The organism is Deinococcus budaensis (assembly GCF_014201885.1).
Lineage (GTDB): Bacteria > Deinococcota > Deinococci > Deinococcales > Deinococcaceae > Deinococcus > Deinococcus budaensis.
The window spans coordinates 197494-212331 of record NZ_JACHFN010000003.1; the positions used below are offsets into that span (position 1 = coordinate 197494).

13 protein-coding genes are annotated in these 14838 nt (G+C 73.0%); 6 read left to right on the forward strand and 7 right to left on the reverse strand.

What is annotated here, in order from left to right; genetic code table 11:
• Window positions 1-21: 21 nt before the first annotated feature.
• The 3 genes from folE to HNQ09_RS05870 form a co-directional block, all read right to left on the reverse strand.
• Entirely contained in the window at window positions 22-633 is a 612-nt protein-coding gene (gene folE / locus HNQ09_RS05860) for a GTP cyclohydrolase I FolE (protein ID WP_184026703.1), read from the reverse strand.
• 194 nt (window positions 634-827) lie between these two features.
• Entirely contained in the window at window positions 828-2042 is a 1215-nt protein-coding gene (locus tag HNQ09_RS05865; RefSeq protein WP_184026705.1) for an adenylosuccinate synthase, read from the reverse strand.
• A gap of 237 nt (window positions 2043-2279) precedes the next feature.
• The gene (locus HNQ09_RS05870; protein WP_184026707.1) at window positions 2280-3773 is read right to left on the reverse strand and encodes an E3 binding domain-containing protein; all 1494 of its coding nucleotides are present in this window, start codon (window positions 3771-3773) and stop codon (window positions 2280-2282) included.
• A gap of 262 nt (window positions 3774-4035) precedes the next feature.
• Between HNQ09_RS05870 and HNQ09_RS05875 the strand changes: the two genes are divergently transcribed.
• From HNQ09_RS05875 to csaB, 4 genes are all read left to right on the forward strand, one after another.
• Entirely contained in the window at window positions 4036-5091 is a 1056-nt protein-coding gene (locus tag HNQ09_RS05875) for a Glu/Leu/Phe/Val dehydrogenase family protein (protein ID WP_184026710.1), read from the forward strand.
• A 97-nt stretch (window positions 5092-5188) separates the two neighbouring features.
• Window positions 5189-5803 (forward strand): uridine kinase, encoded by a 615-nt coding sequence (udk, locus tag HNQ09_RS05880; RefSeq protein ID WP_184026712.1) that lies wholly within the window; start codon window positions 5189-5191, stop codon window positions 5801-5803.
• A gap of 157 nt (window positions 5804-5960) precedes the next feature.
• A complete protein-coding gene (locus tag HNQ09_RS05885; RefSeq protein WP_221269638.1) occupies window positions 5961-7907 on the forward strand; it encodes a DUF5693 family protein in 1947 nt (648 codons plus the stop codon).
• 58 nt (window positions 7908-7965) lie between these two features.
• Complete coding sequence (gene csaB / locus HNQ09_RS05890) at window positions 7966-8937, forward strand: polysaccharide pyruvyl transferase CsaB (RefSeq protein WP_184026714.1); 972 nt, start codon at window positions 7966-7968, stop codon at window positions 8935-8937.
• A 51-nt stretch (window positions 8938-8988) separates the two neighbouring features.
• Here the strand turns inward: csaB and HNQ09_RS05895 are convergent, their stop codons facing one another.
• From HNQ09_RS05895 to HNQ09_RS05905, 3 genes are read right to left on the reverse strand one after another with little or no spacing between them, the layout of a single operon-like run.
• Entirely contained in the window at window positions 8989-9456 is a 468-nt protein-coding gene (locus HNQ09_RS05895; protein WP_184026716.1) for a PaaI family thioesterase, read from the reverse strand.
• A 16-nt stretch (window positions 9457-9472) separates the two neighbouring features.
• Window positions 9473-10192, reverse strand: coding sequence for a hypothetical protein (locus HNQ09_RS05900; RefSeq protein WP_184026718.1), 720 nt, complete (start codon window positions 10190-10192; stop codon window positions 9473-9475).
• A 33-nt stretch (window positions 10193-10225) separates the two neighbouring features.
• A complete protein-coding gene (locus HNQ09_RS05905; protein ID WP_184026720.1) occupies window positions 10226-11176 on the reverse strand; it encodes a CobW family GTP-binding protein in 951 nt (316 codons plus the stop codon).
• Between the two features lie 177 nt (window positions 11177-11353).
• On the opposite strand from HNQ09_RS05905, the gene HNQ09_RS05910 reads away from it, so the two are divergent.
• Both HNQ09_RS05910 and HNQ09_RS05915 read left to right on the forward strand, forming a co-directional pair.
• Window positions 11354-12529, forward strand: coding sequence for a GGDEF domain-containing protein (locus tag HNQ09_RS05910; protein ID WP_184026723.1), 1176 nt, complete (start codon window positions 11354-11356; stop codon window positions 12527-12529).
• 92 nt (window positions 12530-12621) lie between these two features.
• Complete coding sequence (locus HNQ09_RS05915; protein WP_343057628.1) at window positions 12622-14418, forward strand: ABC transporter ATP-binding protein; 1797 nt, start codon at window positions 12622-12624, stop codon at window positions 14416-14418.
• Between the two features lie 144 nt (window positions 14419-14562).
• Here the strand turns inward: HNQ09_RS05915 and HNQ09_RS05920 are convergent, their stop codons facing one another.
• Complete coding sequence (locus HNQ09_RS05920) at window positions 14563-14832, reverse strand: hypothetical protein (protein WP_184026725.1); 270 nt, start codon at window positions 14830-14832, stop codon at window positions 14563-14565.
• Between the last annotated feature and the right edge of the window lie 6 nt (window positions 14833-14838).

Consider the following 14838-nt stretch of genomic DNA (forward strand, 5'->3'; position numbering starts at 1 on the left):
TCCCCCCCCCCGGCCCCGGCGTCAGCGGGCGCGCAGGGTGGTCTGCACGGCGCTCATGAACTCGGCGCGGGTGCGGGCGTCTTCCTTGAAGAGGCCGCGCATGGCGCTGGTGGTAGTCGAGGAGTTCTGTTTTTGCACGCCGCGCATCGCCATGCACAGGTGGACACCTTCCATCAGGACGGCCACGCCGCGCGGGGCAAGCAGCTGCTCCACGGCGTCGGCGATCTGGGTGGTGATGCGCTCCTGCACCTGAAGGCGGCGCGAGTACAGGTCCACGATGCGCGCGAACTTGCTCAGGCCCAGAATCTGGCCGTCGGGAATGTAGGCGACGTGCGCCCGGCCGTAAAAGGGCAGCATGTGGTGCTCGCACATCGAATAGAACTCGATGTCCTTGACGATCACCATCTCGCTGCCGTCCGCCTCGAACACGGCGTCTCCGGCGGCGTCGTGCAGGGTGCGCTGGTACCCGGCGGTCAGAAAGCCCCAGGCCTTGGCGACCCGGTGGGGCGTTTTTTGCAGGCCCTCGCGCTCGGGGTCCTCGCCCACCGCCGTGAGCCACTCTCGGGTGAGGTCACGCAGCCCCGGCACTTCCAGCCGCTCGTCGGCGGCGCTGATGGACGGAGGAATGGTCAAGGTAGGTCAGCTCCTTATGCTCCCGCGTCTGTGACTCCGGCAGCAGGCGCCAGCGGCCCGGCAAGCGCGGGTGAGGGTGGTCTTGGAGTGTAGAGGCCGGACCTGCCCGCCAACTGTCGCGCTGGGGACGGTCGGGCGGAAAAGGTCCGGGGGCAAAGGGGCCGGGGGGGCCAGCGGGGACCGGCCCCCGAGGCTCAGTTCCAGCTCACGGCCCCGTAGGTCTGCTCGCGGGCGGGGCCGCAGGAAAAGATTACGACCGGGCAGTTCACGGTCTCCTCGATCAGGTCGAGGTACGCCTGGGCCTGCGGGGGCAGGGTGGCGCGGCTCTCGGCGCCGTCGGTGCTGGCCCAGCCGGGCAGGTCGCGGTAGATGGGCTGCCCTTCCGAGCCGTACCCGACGCAGACCCGGACCGTCTCCAGCCCGGCCAGAATGTCCATCTTGTTGATCACCAGGCCGTCGAAGCCGTTGACCTCCACCGCGTAGCGCAGCAGTTCCAGGTCGAGCCAGCCCACCCGGCGGGGGCGCCCGGTGGTGGTGCCGAACTCGTCCCAGGGCTGCGAGCCGTCGCCGCGCAGCCGCCGCTCCATCTCCCCGAACACCTCGGTGGGAAAGGGGCCGTGGCCCACGCGGGTGTTAAAGGCCTTGGCGACCCCGTAGACCTGCCCCACCGCCTTGTGGTTCACGCCCGCCCCGACCAGCACGCCGCCCACGGTGGGGTGGCTGCTCGTGACGAAGGGGTAGGTGCCGTAGTTCAGGTCGAGCAGGGTAGCCTGCGCGCCCTCGAACAGCACGTTTTCTCCGCCCGCGATGGCCCGGCGCAGCTGCGCGCCCGTGTCATGAACGAAAGGCAGCAGCGCGCCCGCGATGGGCAGCAGGTAGCCCAGCGCGTCCGCGACGGTCGCCCAGCCCGCGTCGCGGGTGGAGTTGGGTTTGGCCTCCAGCAGCCGCCCCACGCGCTCGCGCAGGGTCCCCTCGTCTGCGAGGTCCCCGAAGCGGATGCCGACCCGCCGCGCCCGGTCGGCGTAGGCCGGGCCGATCCCGCGCCCGGTGGTGCCCACGAAATCTCCCCGGCCGTCCACGTACTTGTGGTGCGGCAGCACCAGGTGCGCGCGGTCGCTGATGCGCAGCTCGGGCGAGAGGCCGCCGTCAAGGAGGTTCTGGCGCTCGGCCAGGAACTTCTCGGGGTCGATCACCATGCCGTCGCCCAGCACGCTGACGGTGCCGGGGTGCAGCACGCCGCTGGGCAGCAGGTTGAGCTTGAAGGTCTGGCCCCCCGCCGTCACGGTATGCCCGGCGTTGGCGCCGCCCTGATAGCGCACCACGTAGGCGGCCTGCGGCGCCAGGAAATCGGTGATCTTGCCCTTGCCCTCGTCTCCCCACTGCGCGCCGATAATTGCGATTCCAGGCATTCAGAAGCCTCCAGCCGCGCGCTCAGACTTGCTCCTCTTCGGCGCCCGACCAACCATCCGGGGCCAAAAAAAAGCACGGCGCGCAGCACCGTACCCCAGTGTAACCCGCTGCTCCCCCGGCCAGGGGCGGACCTGTCCAGGGGGCAGGCGGGGGAACATCCTCCGGAATGGGGGGGGCGCAGGGGGGGCCGCTGCCGCAGCTCTGGCCCCCCCCTCTCTGCGCCCCGGCGGACGACCTCAGAGCACCAGGATGATCGGCTCTTCCAGCGTGGCCGCCACGCCCGCCAGGAAGCGCGCGCCCTGGGCCGGGTCCACGTCGCCGTTGAGGGTGAGGGCGGCGCGGCCTTCCTGCACGCGGCCCACGCTGAGGGTCAGGGTGTGCGGCAGGTGCAGCTCGTCGAGGTCCAGCGCGCCCGCGTCGGTCACCAGCAGGTCCGGCGTGCCGTCGTGGTCGGTGCCCAGCGCGGCCAGAGCGTCGCGCAGCCCAGCGGCCTCAACGGCCCGGGCGCGGCCCGCGAGGGTGTCCTGCACGGCTACTGACGCCAGGCCCAGCGCCCCGGCGTGGTGCCGGGCCGCGCGGGCGACCAGCAGCGCGAGCGGCACGTCTTGCCCCAGCGCGCCCGTGAGCTGGCGGCGCAGCTCGGCGGCAGGCCGCAGGTCGGCGTCGCGGCGCAAGTAGCTGCCGAACCAGACGGCGTTTTGCGGCGGGGCGGTCTGGGGCAGAGGGGCAGAGATGACGGGCGCGGCGACCAGCTCGGCCAACTCCGGCTGAGTCGGCTCCGGCTGGGTCGGCTCCGGCTGCATCGGCTCCGGCTGGGCCGCTTCGGGCAGCGCGGCCGACAGCGGCTCGGCCTCGGGCTGCGGTTCGGGACCGGTCTGGGCGGCGGGCCGATCGTCCACCTCGGGTGCCGCAAACGCCGCGACCTCGCTCCGGGGCGGCCCGGAGGCCGGCAGCTCGACCGGGGGAAGTTCCAGGTGAGACGCGGGCGCCGGGTCAGCGGCAGGCTGAAGCGGCTCGGGCGCGCTGGGCTGGGCAGGCGCCTGGTACAGCCGCGAGAGCAGGTTGCCCAGACCGCCCATCACGCCGCCCGTGGCCGCAGCGGCTGCCGGAGCAGGTGCCTCGGGGGCGGGGGCAGGGGTGGGGGCAGGGGCCGCCTGAACCGGGTTCTCCTCCGGCTCGCTGAAGCGGGGCACCGGCGCGAAGTGGCTCGGCAGGGCAAAGCCCGCCGCGCGGTCGGTCCCGGCGGCAGGTATGGCCTGGGCGGCGACCGGCTCGGCCACCTCCAGGTCGGTGGGCAGCGCGGGAATGGGGGCCACGACCTCGGGGGCCGCCGCCAGCACCGGCTCCGGCTCGTCTTCCAGCTCGAACTCCAGCGCGTCGTCCAGCAAGGTGTCGGGCAGCGAGGCGGCAGGCGCGGCCACCGGGGAGGCCGGCTGGCCGACCAGGGCCGCCAGATCGGAATCCACGCCCGCGCTGCTGAGCATGTCCATGCTGGGCATTCCGGGCGCGAGCAGGCCGCCGCCGGGGGGCAACTCGGTGCCGGTCCACTCGGGCGGGGGCGCGTCCACCGGGGTCGCGGGGGGTTCTTCCTCGCCGCTCATGATGCGGGTGAGGTAGTTCAGGATGTCCTGCTCAACGATGAGGCCGCCCTCGCCGCTGCCGTGCAGGTGCTGCCAGTCGATCCCGTTCGCTTCCGCCAGAATTTTGGCGAGCGGAGCAATGCGTTCCATTCATGTCCCCCTTTGTGCGTCCCTGGTCGGGGACCGCCGAGCACCGCCGCAGCCGTCCGTCCGGGCGTGCGTCCGTGAGCGGCTGCGCTGTGACATGAGGCACAGAGTGCCGCGCCGGGCCTGACAGGCTTCTTTCACGTGCGCGCGGGGTCCCGCGTGGCGGCGGGCGAAGAGCCGCTGGGCCGGGAATGCTAGTCTCGGGGGGTTGCCGCGCGGCGCGCCCCGAAAAAGGCGGGAGAGGCCCGCGCTGCCAGGGAGAGCCATGCAGATATTCGAGGAGATGCAGTCGCGCGGGCACGAGAGCCTGACGCTCCTTCACCACGCGCCCAGCGGCCTGAAGGCGGCGCTGGCGGTGCATTCGACCGTGCTGGGTCCGGCCATCGCCGGGGTGCGGCTGCGCCCGCTGGACGAGCTGGAAGCGCTGCGCGGGGCGCTGGCGCTCTCGGAGAGCCTGACCCTCAAGGCCGCGCTGGCGGGCCTGAACTACGGCGGCGGCGCCTGCGTGCTGCTGCTGCCCGACCAGGGCGTGGACGACCCCCACGCGCGCGAGGCCCTCTTCCGGGCACTGGGCCGCCAGGTCCGCCCGCTGGAGTCGCGGGTGGTGCTGACCGAGGACATCGGCGTGACGCCCGCCGACATCGCCTTTGTGGCGCAGGAGACGCCCGCCACGCTGGGTGTGAACACCGACACCAGCAGCGTGACCGGCTACGGGGTGTACCGGGGCATGAAAGCCGCCGCCCGCTTCGCGCTGGGTAGCGAGAGCATGCGCGGCGTGCGGGTGGCGATCCTGGGGGTCGGCGCCGTGGGGCGCACCCTGGCCGAGCACCTGCACCGCGAGGGCGCCCGCCTGACGCTGGCCGACCACCGCCCCGAGCGTGCCCAGGCCCTGGCCGACGACCTGGACGGCGCGGCGGTGGTGGGCACGGCCGAGCTGTTCGACGTGCCCTGCGACATCCTGGCGCCCTGCGGATACGGCCACTCCATTCGCAGCGCGGACGTGCCCCGCTTGCAGTGCCGCCTGATCGCGGGCGGCGAGCACCACCCGCTGAGCCGCAACGGCGAGGCGGCAGTCAAGGAGGCCGGTATCGTGTACATGCCCGACTTTGCCATCAACGCCGCCGGGCTGATCGCCGCCGCCACCGCCCTGACCCCCGAGCAGGCCGCCGAGCGGGTCTACGGCACCGTCTTGCGCATCGGTACGGTGGCCGAGCAGTACGGCAAACCCCCCCACGTGGTCGCCCGCCGCATGGCCGAGCGGCGCATCGACCTGATCGGCAGCCTGGGAACCGGCACGGCCCTGCAAGGGAGGAGCGCGTGAGGGGGGCGGTCGCCCGTCGCCTGTGGCGTACGGCGAAAGTCCCCGCCGCTGTCCACGTGACACCAGCCACGGGCCACACCCTGCGCCGGGGGCGCGCGTGACCTCTCCCTTCGTGATCGGCGTCGCAGGCGGATCGGGCAGCGGCAAGACCACGGTGACCCGGCGGGTGATCGAGACGGTGGGGCAGCAGGGCGTGGCGGTGCTGAGCCAGGACAACTACTACCGCGCCCAGGACGACATTCCCTTCGAGGCCCGGCTCTCCACCAACTACGACCACCCGGCGGCCTTCGACTGGGCGCTGCTGCGCGAGCAACTGGACGCCCTCTTGGCGGGCGTGCCCATCGAGATGCCCGAGTACGACTTCACCCGGCACACCCGCTCCGAGCGGACCACCCCGGTGCTGCCCGCACCCGTGGTCGTGCTGGAGGGCTTTTTCGCGCTGTACGACCCCGAGCTGCGCGGGCGGATGCACCTCAAGGTCTTTGTGGACGCCGACGCCGACGTGCGCTTTATCCGGCGGCTGAAACGCGACACCCAGGAACGCGGGCGCACCCCCGAGAGCGTGATTCAGCAGTACCTCGACTTCGTGCGGCCGATGCACCTCTCGTTCGTGGAGCCGACCAAGCGTTACGCCGACGTGATCATCCCCCACGGCGGCATGAACGAACCCGCGCTCGACATGCTCGCCGCCCGCATCCGCACGACCGTCTGAAACCCGCGCCCCCCCTCCCCCGCCCCAGGGCTTCCCTCTTTGGGAGGACGACCTGCGCCTGGGGGTGGGCGCACGCTGGCGGCGGCTTTTGCCGGCCCCCTGTGCGGCCCCCTGTGTGCCGCGTGTGCCGCCGCCCTCCTCACCCTTGCCCCCTAGGATGTCTCCTGTGACCGATCCCCACCCGCCCGGTTCCCCGCCGACCCACACGCCGACCCACACCCCCTCAGCGCCGCACCCCGCCCTTCCCGCCCAGCGCGGCGCCGGGGGCACACCCGCTCCGGCGACCCCCGCGCCGCCCGCCACCCGCCACCGCTTGACGTGGCCGCTGCTGAGCCTGACGCTGCTGTCCCTGATTCCGGCGCTGGTGCTGGCGTGGCAGCGGGTGGCCTTCGAGCAGGGCGAGAAGACGGTCGCGCTGGTGATGGACTACCCGGCGATGGCGGTGCAGGCGCAGCGGGTGGGCCTGACCCCGCAGCAGCTGCTCGACCGTTACAAGGCGCTGGGGGTCAACGGCGCGGCCGTCTACGAGGACGTGATCGGCAACCTGGAACAGCGCGGGGAGGTGTACGTGCGCCGGGGCGCCGACCTCGCCGCCGAGAACCCCGGAGCGGGGGTCGATCCGCAGGCCGCCTACATGCGGGCGCTGCGCCCCGGCGGGCTGGACGGCCTGAGCGGGCGCTACACCATCCCCACCCGGGAAGTCCAGATCGGTGGGCAGACCTGGCTGGAGTGGCCCACCGACCCCTCTTTCCTGCCTGCCGGGCCGAACGAGGCCCTGATCGCCAGCCTGAAAGCCCAGGGGCTGGTCACGCTTTACCGCCCCTACGACGACGTGGCGGTGCGGGCGCCCGGCGCCGACTGGCCCGACGTGCCCTTTGTGGCCTTTACCGGCGACGAGGTGATCGGGGCCAGGACCCCCGAGCGGCTCGCGCAGATTGACCGGGCGATGGGGCGCCGCCTCCCGGCCCTGATCGAGGGCAGCGAGCAGCGCGGACTCGACACCCTGATCGAAAACCGGGGCGCGGCGCGCATGTTCGCCCTGAACCCGTCGTGGCAAAACCGCCTGGGGCCGGAGGAGGTCGCCAGCAAGTACGCCCTGGCCGCCCGCGAGCGTGGCCACCGCCTGCTGTACCTGCGGCCCTTTCCCACCGTCAACGAGACCGAAGATTTCCTGCGCCGCACCTCCACCCTGCTGGAGCGCTCGGGGGTGACGGTCGGCGCGCCGGTCATCCGGCCGTTCGCGCCCGACGGCACCCTGCGCGCCCTCAGCCTGCTGGGGCCGCTGGCCGCGCTGGTGCTGCTGGGCCTGAGCTTTCCGCTTCCCCGGCTGGGGCTGCTGGTCGCCGGGGGGCTGGGGCTGGGGGCGCTGGCGCTCAACGGGCTGGACCCCTTCGCGGGCACGGCCCTCATCGCCGCGCTGACCTTTCCGGCGCTGGGGCTGGTGCTGCGGCGTTCTAGGGTCACCGACTGGTTTCTGGCGACGGGCCTGTCGCTGGTGGGCGTGCTGTTCGTCTCGGCGCTGGGGGCCAACCGCGAGAGCGTGCTGGGCCTGGAACCCTTCCGGGGCGTGGGCCTGACGCTGCTGGTGCCGCTGGTGCTCGTCGGCCTGAGCTTCCTGCCCCGGCAGGACCTGCGCCAGACCGCCCGCGACCTCTACCACGCGCCCATCAAGCTGGGGGACGTGGCGGTGATGGGGCTGGGACTGGCGGTGTTCGCGCTGGTCTTCCTGCGCCGGGGCAACACCAGTTCGGTGGGGGTGAGCAGCACGGAAGCGCAGCTGCGGCAGGACCTGCAAGACACCATCATCCGCCCGCGCTTCAAGGAACTCGCCGGGCACCCGCTGGCGCTCGTCGGCCTCAGCGGAGCGCTGCCGGGCTACTTCAGCCTGATGCTGATTCTGGGCGGCGTGATCGGGCAGGCCAGCATCCTGAACACCTTCTCGCACTTTCACACGCCGCTGCTGATCAGCGCCGCGCGCTGCTTTATCGGGCTGGGCGTGGGCCTGCTGCTGGGATTGATCGCCATTCCGGTCGTGCGGTGGCTGCTGCGGCTGTGGACGACCTGGGGCAGCCGCCGCGCTCCCACCGCCGAGGTGCGGGCATGACCGAGGTTCCGCTTCGGCCGGGCCAGCACCGGACGCCACGGCGCGGGCCGGAGGGCCTGTGAGGGTCGCCGTCAGCGGTTACTACGGCTTCGGCAACACCGGGGACGAGGCGATCGCGCTGGCGATCACGCGCGAGCTGAAGCGGGCGGGGCACGCGCCGCTGCTGCTCTCGCAGACGCCCGCCGACACCGCGCGGCTGTACGGCTGCCAGAGCGCGCCCCGGATGCACCCGCTGGGCCTGACGGGGGCGCTGGCCCGCTCGGAGGTCCTCCTCTCGGGCGGCGGCGGCCTGCTGCAAGACAAGACGAGCGCGCGCACCCTGACCTACTACCTGGGCGTGATCCGGCTGGCGCGGCTGCTGGGCAAGCGGGTGGTCGTGTTCAACCAGAGCGTGGGACCGCTGAGCGAGGCGGGCGGGCGCAAGGTCGCCTCGGCCCTGCGGGGCGTGCGCGTGATCGTGCGCGACCGCGCCAGCCTGGAAACGCTGCGGGCGCTGGGGCTGGAGGGCGAACTCGGCGGCGATCCGGCCTTGCTGCTCACGCCCACCCCTGGCCCCACGCCCGACCCCGCCCAGGTGATCGTCGCCCCGCGCGGGGACGTGACCGGGGCCGCCGAGGGGCTGCGCGAGGTCGTCCGCCGCCTGCGGGAGGAAGGCCGCCGGGTGACCGCCCTGAGCTTCATGCCGGACCACGACGACGCGGCCGCGCGCGCCCTGGGCGCCGACACGGTCCTGAGCACCCGCGACCCGCAAGAAGCGCTGGACGCCATCGCCGCTTCGGGCTTCGTGATCGGAGTACGGCTGCACGCGGTGATCCTGGCCGCCGCCGCCGGAGTGCCATTCGCGGGGGTCGCCTACGATCCCAAGGTCGCGGGCTTCTGCGCCGACGCGGGCGCGCCCACCCAGCCGGTCGCGCTGGACCCGCAGGCGCTGACGGCCCAGGCCCTGGCGCGCACCTCGCCCGACTGGGCGGCGGTGGCCGAGATGAAGGCGCGGGCGGCAGGGAGCTTCGCGCGGGCGCTGGGCCGCTAGAGGCCCGCCGACAGCGGCGGCCCGTGCTCAGGCCGCCGCTTTGTCCTGCCCTCACCCGGCCGAGTGCGTCACCACGTTGCAGGTGCAGCGGGCCAGGGTGGTCGTGCGGCCGCGTTCGTCGCGGACCTCCACCGTCCAGACCATCACCGTGCGGCCCCGGTAGGCCAGCGTGGCCTCGGCGGTGACCCAGCCCTCCGAGACGCCGCGCACATGGGTGCCGCTCACGTCCACCCCGACGCCGACCTGCCGCCGCACGTCGAGGTGCAGCCAGGTGCCGATGCTGGCGAGTTCCTCGGCCAGGGCGAGGCTGGCGCCGCCGTGCAGGCGTCCGGCAGGCTGGCGGTTGCCCTCCACCGGCATCCGGGCGGTGAGGCGCTCCCGCGAGGCGGTGAGCAGTTCGATGCCCAGGCGCTCGGCCAGCGTGCCCGAAAGGCCGTTCAGGCGGGCGGCCAGTTCCTCGGGGGTCAGGCTGTCCAGCTCGTCGGAGGCGGGGAGGGTGAGGTCGGGGTGCAGCGTCATGGGAGGAAGGATAGGCCTACATGCCGAAGCGGCGCACGGTGCGCTCGGCCTCAACGCGGTCGGGGTCATAGGGGACGCATTGCTCAGGCTGGCCGTACTCCAGCTTGTAACGGTACACCTCGACCACGAGGTCGGAGCGCCCGTCGCCGTTCACGTCCTGTTTGCGCCAGTCACCCAGGCGGGTCTGCGTGGTCCGGCCCCCGGTGCAAGGCCGCGAGGAGCCGTCCAGCAGCGTCTTCAAGTGGGTCCGCTTTGCATCGGCGGTGACAAGGTACAGGCCGACGCCATACATGTTCATGCCGTTTTCGCGGCAGGCCAGTTGATCGCGGCCGTCGAAGCGGCGGAACTTCAGGCACTCGCTGGGGAAGACGCCGGGCGTGTGGTGAAGGGCCTTCCAGCGCCCGCCCGTGCGGCGCAGCAGGGTGGTGCCGTCGCAGGCGTCGCTCTCGGCGGAGCAGAGGGTCAGCAGCACTTCCTGGGCGCCAGGGCGGGTGAAACTGCCGTAGGCGACGTTGACGGGAACGCGGCGGTTGGCGGCCGGAACCCCCGCACCGTTCTGGCCGATGGGCAAAAACTCTACCTGGCAGTCCGGGCGGCCCTCGCAGGAGGCGGTCAGGAACACGCGGGCCTCGTGGGCATTCGCCGGGCGGGTGTCGGACTTCACGGGCGCTCCCCAGGTCGGGGCGTCCCAGGCGGGGAGGCTCAGGGAAGTGAGGGTCAGCAGAGTGGTCAGCATGTCTCAGCGTAGGCGGGCGCGGTGACGGGCCGCTTATGCCCGCTCGGCCACGCACCCCGCCCACGCCGCCTCGTACTCGGCCCGGTCCAGCCCCCGCCCGATGAAGACGAGTTCGGACGCCCCCGGCTCCCCCTCCCAGGCGTCGGCGGTGAAGAGGTCGCGCACGGCCTGAAAGAGGACCGGGTGGGGATAGCCGTGGAGCGAGAGCCTCCTCTTGACCCGCAGCACCTCGGCGGGGCGCGTGAGGATATGCCCCGTCATGAAGCGCTGCCAACGGTAGGGGTCCAGCGGCGTGTCCGAGCGCAGGCTGAAGGAGGTCAGGCCGGGCGTATGCCGCACGGGTTCGGCTCCCTCCAGCACACGCGGGTCGAAGTCGTCGCGGGCGAGCAGGGCGCCTGCGTCCACCTGTCCGCGCTCTACCCGCACCATGCGGGCGAGGGGATTGACGCCGCGCAATACGTCCTCGGCGTGACCCAGCCGCACGGGATCGGCGAGGTCGGTCTTGTTCAGGACGATCACGTTCGCGTAGGCGAGCTGCCGCGCCGCTTCCGGGTGCTCGCGCAGGGTCTGGAGGACGTGCCGGGCGTCCACCACCGCGACCAGCGTGGTCACCCGGAAGGCGGCCCGCACCGAGCGTTCCAGCAGGGTGGTCAGCACGGGCGTGGGGTCGGCCACCCCGCTCAGCTCGACGAGCACGGCGTCGGGCTTCTGCTCCCTCATCGAGGTGGTCACCAGCGCCCGCAGCAGGTCATCCCGCCCCGTGCAGCACAGGCACCCGGCGGTCAGCTCGGTCACGTCATCCTGAAGGCGCTCGATCAGGCTGCCGTCCACGCCCGCCTGCCCGAACTCGTTCACGATCACGCCGAGGCGGTGGGGCAGCGAGCGAATCAGGTGGTTGACCAGCGTGGTCTTGCCCGCCCCCAGAAAGCCGCCGATCACGAGGACAGGAATGCGGTCATCGGGGCGGGCGCCAGACGGGGTCATGGGGGGAGGATAGGACACCCCCACCCTCCCCCACCGGGGGCACCGTCTCTGTGGGACGGCTGTCAGATGGCCCTGTCTAGGGTGATCACAGCCTGATCACACCTGGCTCTCCCCGGCGTTCCTCACGTCCGGCGGTCGGTGGGCGGCGCGGCGCCGGTCTGGCGGCGGGGAGGGACCATGCACGCAGAACCAGGGACCGCCGATGCGCACCGCCGGGGCCGGGCGCGGGGAGGGGCGGAGACGGGGCAGCCCGCCGCTCCCCCGACCGGCGACTTTTCCATCTTCACGCCGGGGTACGTCCGGTCGCTGGACCGGGCCTTTCGGCGCATCTTTCCCGCCATGGGCGTGGCCGAACTGCTGCGGGCCGCGCTGGAATGGCAGGCCCACCCGCTGGACGCCTGGCTCAATGCGGCCTTTGGGGCGGTGTTCCTGGCGGGTGCCCTGGGGCTGAGGCTGCACCGCTCCGCGCTGACGGTGATTCGGGGGGCCTTCCTGCTGGCCTGCGCGGTCGCGCTGAGCTTCTACGTCCTCTCCTACGCGCTGCTGCCGCCCGGGCTGGCCGCTGCCGAGACGGGGTACGTCCTCGCCGGGCACTACATGTACCTGCTGTACGTGCTGATGCTGCTGTGCTGGCTGCTCTTTCCGCCCCCCTGGGCCTCGCGCGTGGCGCTGACCCTCTTGCTCGCCAGCCTGCTGCTGGGGCTGCTCGCCAGCGGGCTGGCCCTCTCGGAAGGCCGCGCGACCCTGACCGGCGTGCTGAATTACGGGCTGCACCACGCCCTCGTCGGCGGAAGCTTGTACGTGCTCCTCGGCGTGTTCACGGCGGTGTACGCCCGGCAGGCCCGGCTGGAGCGCGACCGCGCCCGCCTGAGCCGCGACGCCCTGACCGATCCGCTGACCGGGCTGGCCAACCGCCGGGCCTTTGACGCCGCGCTGGAGCGCGAGGTGCAGGCCAGCCACGCTCCCGGCCGCCCCCTGAGTCTGGTCACGCTGGACGTGGACCATTTCAAGGCCGTCAACGACACCCACGGACACGATGCGGGCGACCGGGTGCTGATGGAGCTGGCCGCGCTCCTGCGGCAGCAGGTCCGCGCCAGCGACCTGCCCGCCCGCTGGGGCGGCGAGGAGTTCGCCTGGTTGCTGCCGGGCGCCCCGGCGGCGGCGGCCGTGCGCACGGCCGAGCGGCTGCGCGTGGCCGCCGGGTCCCACGACTTCGGCTGCGGGCGCCTGACGGTCAGCCTCGGCGCGGCCACCCTGCGCCCCGGCGAGTCGGGCGCGGAGCTGTTCGCGCGGGCCGATGGGGCGCTCTACCGCGCCAAGCAGTCGGGCCGCAACCGGGTCGAGGTGGGCTGACAGGGACGTGTTCGGGGGGAGGGTCAAAGCCCCGGCCTGCGCCGCGCCGCCGCCTGCCCCCCACCCCCGACCCCGCCACGCACGGCCCCGGCGTGACCCGCCGCCTCTACGGGCTGCTCACGCCCTACCGCCGCACGGTGGGGCTGGGATTGATGCTCCTCGTGGGCAGCGTGGCGGCCGAGCTGTACCCGCCGCTGGTCTGGATTCGGGTGGTGGACCAGGGGATTCCGGCGCGCGACTGGACCTTGATCGGGGGGCAGCTCGCCCTGCTCGTCGGGGTGTTCGGGCTGCAACAGCTCCTCTCGGCGTGGCGCGGGCTGCTGCTGGAGCGGGCGGGGCAGCAGCTCACGCTGGACCTGCGCCTGAGCGTGTACCGCAAGCTTCAGGGCCAGTCCGCGAGCTACTTCGAGGCGCAGCGCACCGGGGACCTGATCGCCCGCGTGACCGGGGACGTGGACGCCCTGCAGGACGTGCTGGTGCGCGGGACCGACGCGGTGCTGGCGAACGCCCTGCGGCTGATCGGCGTGGTCGCCATCTTCATCGCGCTGCAACCGCTCCTGGGGGTGCTGGTCACGCTGCCGATGCTCGCCGTCGCGCTGATGCTGCGGCGCTACGCCCGCACGGTGCGGCCCGCCTACCGCGCGGCGCGGACGCGGCTGGGGGACCTCACGGCGCTGATCGCAGACCGCCTCGCGGGGGTGCGGGTGGTGCAAGGCTCCGCGCGGGAGGGGACGGAGGAGCGCAAAGTGGCGGCGCTCGCGGGCGAGTTGTACGCCGAACAGGTCAAGGCGGTCGTCCTGCGCAACCGCGCCTTTCCGCTGGCCCGCTTCGTGGCGAACTTCGGCAACGTCTTGATGCTGGGGGGCGGCGCGTGGCTGATTCTGGCCGGGCAGTTCACGCTGGGCGGGCTGCTGGCCTACCGGGGCTACGGGCGCTACTTCTACGGCCCGATCGACGACCTCGTGAACATCGGGGACCTGCTGCAACGCGCCGAGGCGAGCGGGCGGCGGGTCTTCGAGGTGCTGGACGCGCCCGTGGCGGTGGCCGAATCGCCCGGTGCTCAGCCCCTCCCCGAACCCGCGCGGGGAGAAGTGCGCTTCGAGGGCGTGACCTTCGGCTACGACCCCGCCCGGCCGGTGCTGCGGGACGTGACGCTGACCCTTCCGGCCGGGCAGCGGGTGGCGGTGCTGGGGGCGTCGGGGGCGGGCAAAAGCACGATGCTCTCGCTGGTGCCGCGCGGGCATGATCCCCTGGAAGGCCGAGTGCTGCTGGACGGGGTGGACGTGCGCGACCTGACCCTGGCGAGCCTGCGCACCCACGCCGCCGCCATGCCGCAGGACACCTGCCTCTTTCACGACACGGTGCTGGAGAACGTGCGCTACGCCCGCCCCGACGCCAGCCCGCAGGAGGTCGAGGCCGCGCTGGAGGCCGCCTACGCCCTGGAGTTCGTGCGGGCGCTGCCGCAGGGCCTCGACACGCTGGTGGGCGAACGCGGGGTGAGGCTCAGCGGCGGCCAGCGCCAGCGCCTCGCCATCGCGCGGACGCTGCTGGCGCGGCCCACGGTCCTCCTGCTGGACGAGCCGACGAGCGCCGTGGACGCCGAGAGCGAAGCCGTCGTGGTGGCGGCCCTGGGGCGGTTGATGCGCGGGCGAACGGCCCTGATCGTGACCCACCGCCTCAGCCTCGCGCGGACCTCCGACCGGGTGCTGGTGCTTGACGGGGGGCGCATTGTGGAGGACGGCCCACCCGACGTGTTGCGGGCGCGGGGCGGCGCCTATGCCGCGCTGGAACGGGCCGCGCGGGGACTGGACGGCACGCTGCCCGGTGAGTGGCCGGACGACCTGTCGCTGCCTGCCGAACCCCTCCTGCGGCTTCCGTCCGATTCCTGAACCGTCGGTGCTCTCCCGGCGGTCGATCCGGCTCCCGACCTCCGTCCTCGTTCCTGCCCACTTAGCCCCGCAGCTCCACGGGGCCGCCCGGCTTTCCGGGCGCGGCCCACGCTGCAATCAGACTCCGGGCAACCAGCCTCCGGCTCAGCGCGGAGTGAGCGCCCCGATCATCCCGGTGGCGATCAGGGCCGCCGTCCCCAGCCCCAGCACGACGAACCACGCGGGCGCCCGGCCCCGGTGGGCAGCATTCGCCGCCGACCACGCGACCCGCAGGTTCACCAGCGCGAAGACCAGCAAAAAGGCGTCCAGCGCGTCCACGCTGCGCCCGCCTCCGATACTCCAGGGATACGACACGAAGAAGGTCAGCCCCGCCAGCGCGAGCGCGACCACGAGTTGGGGGGCGTAGGGAGGCACCGGGCG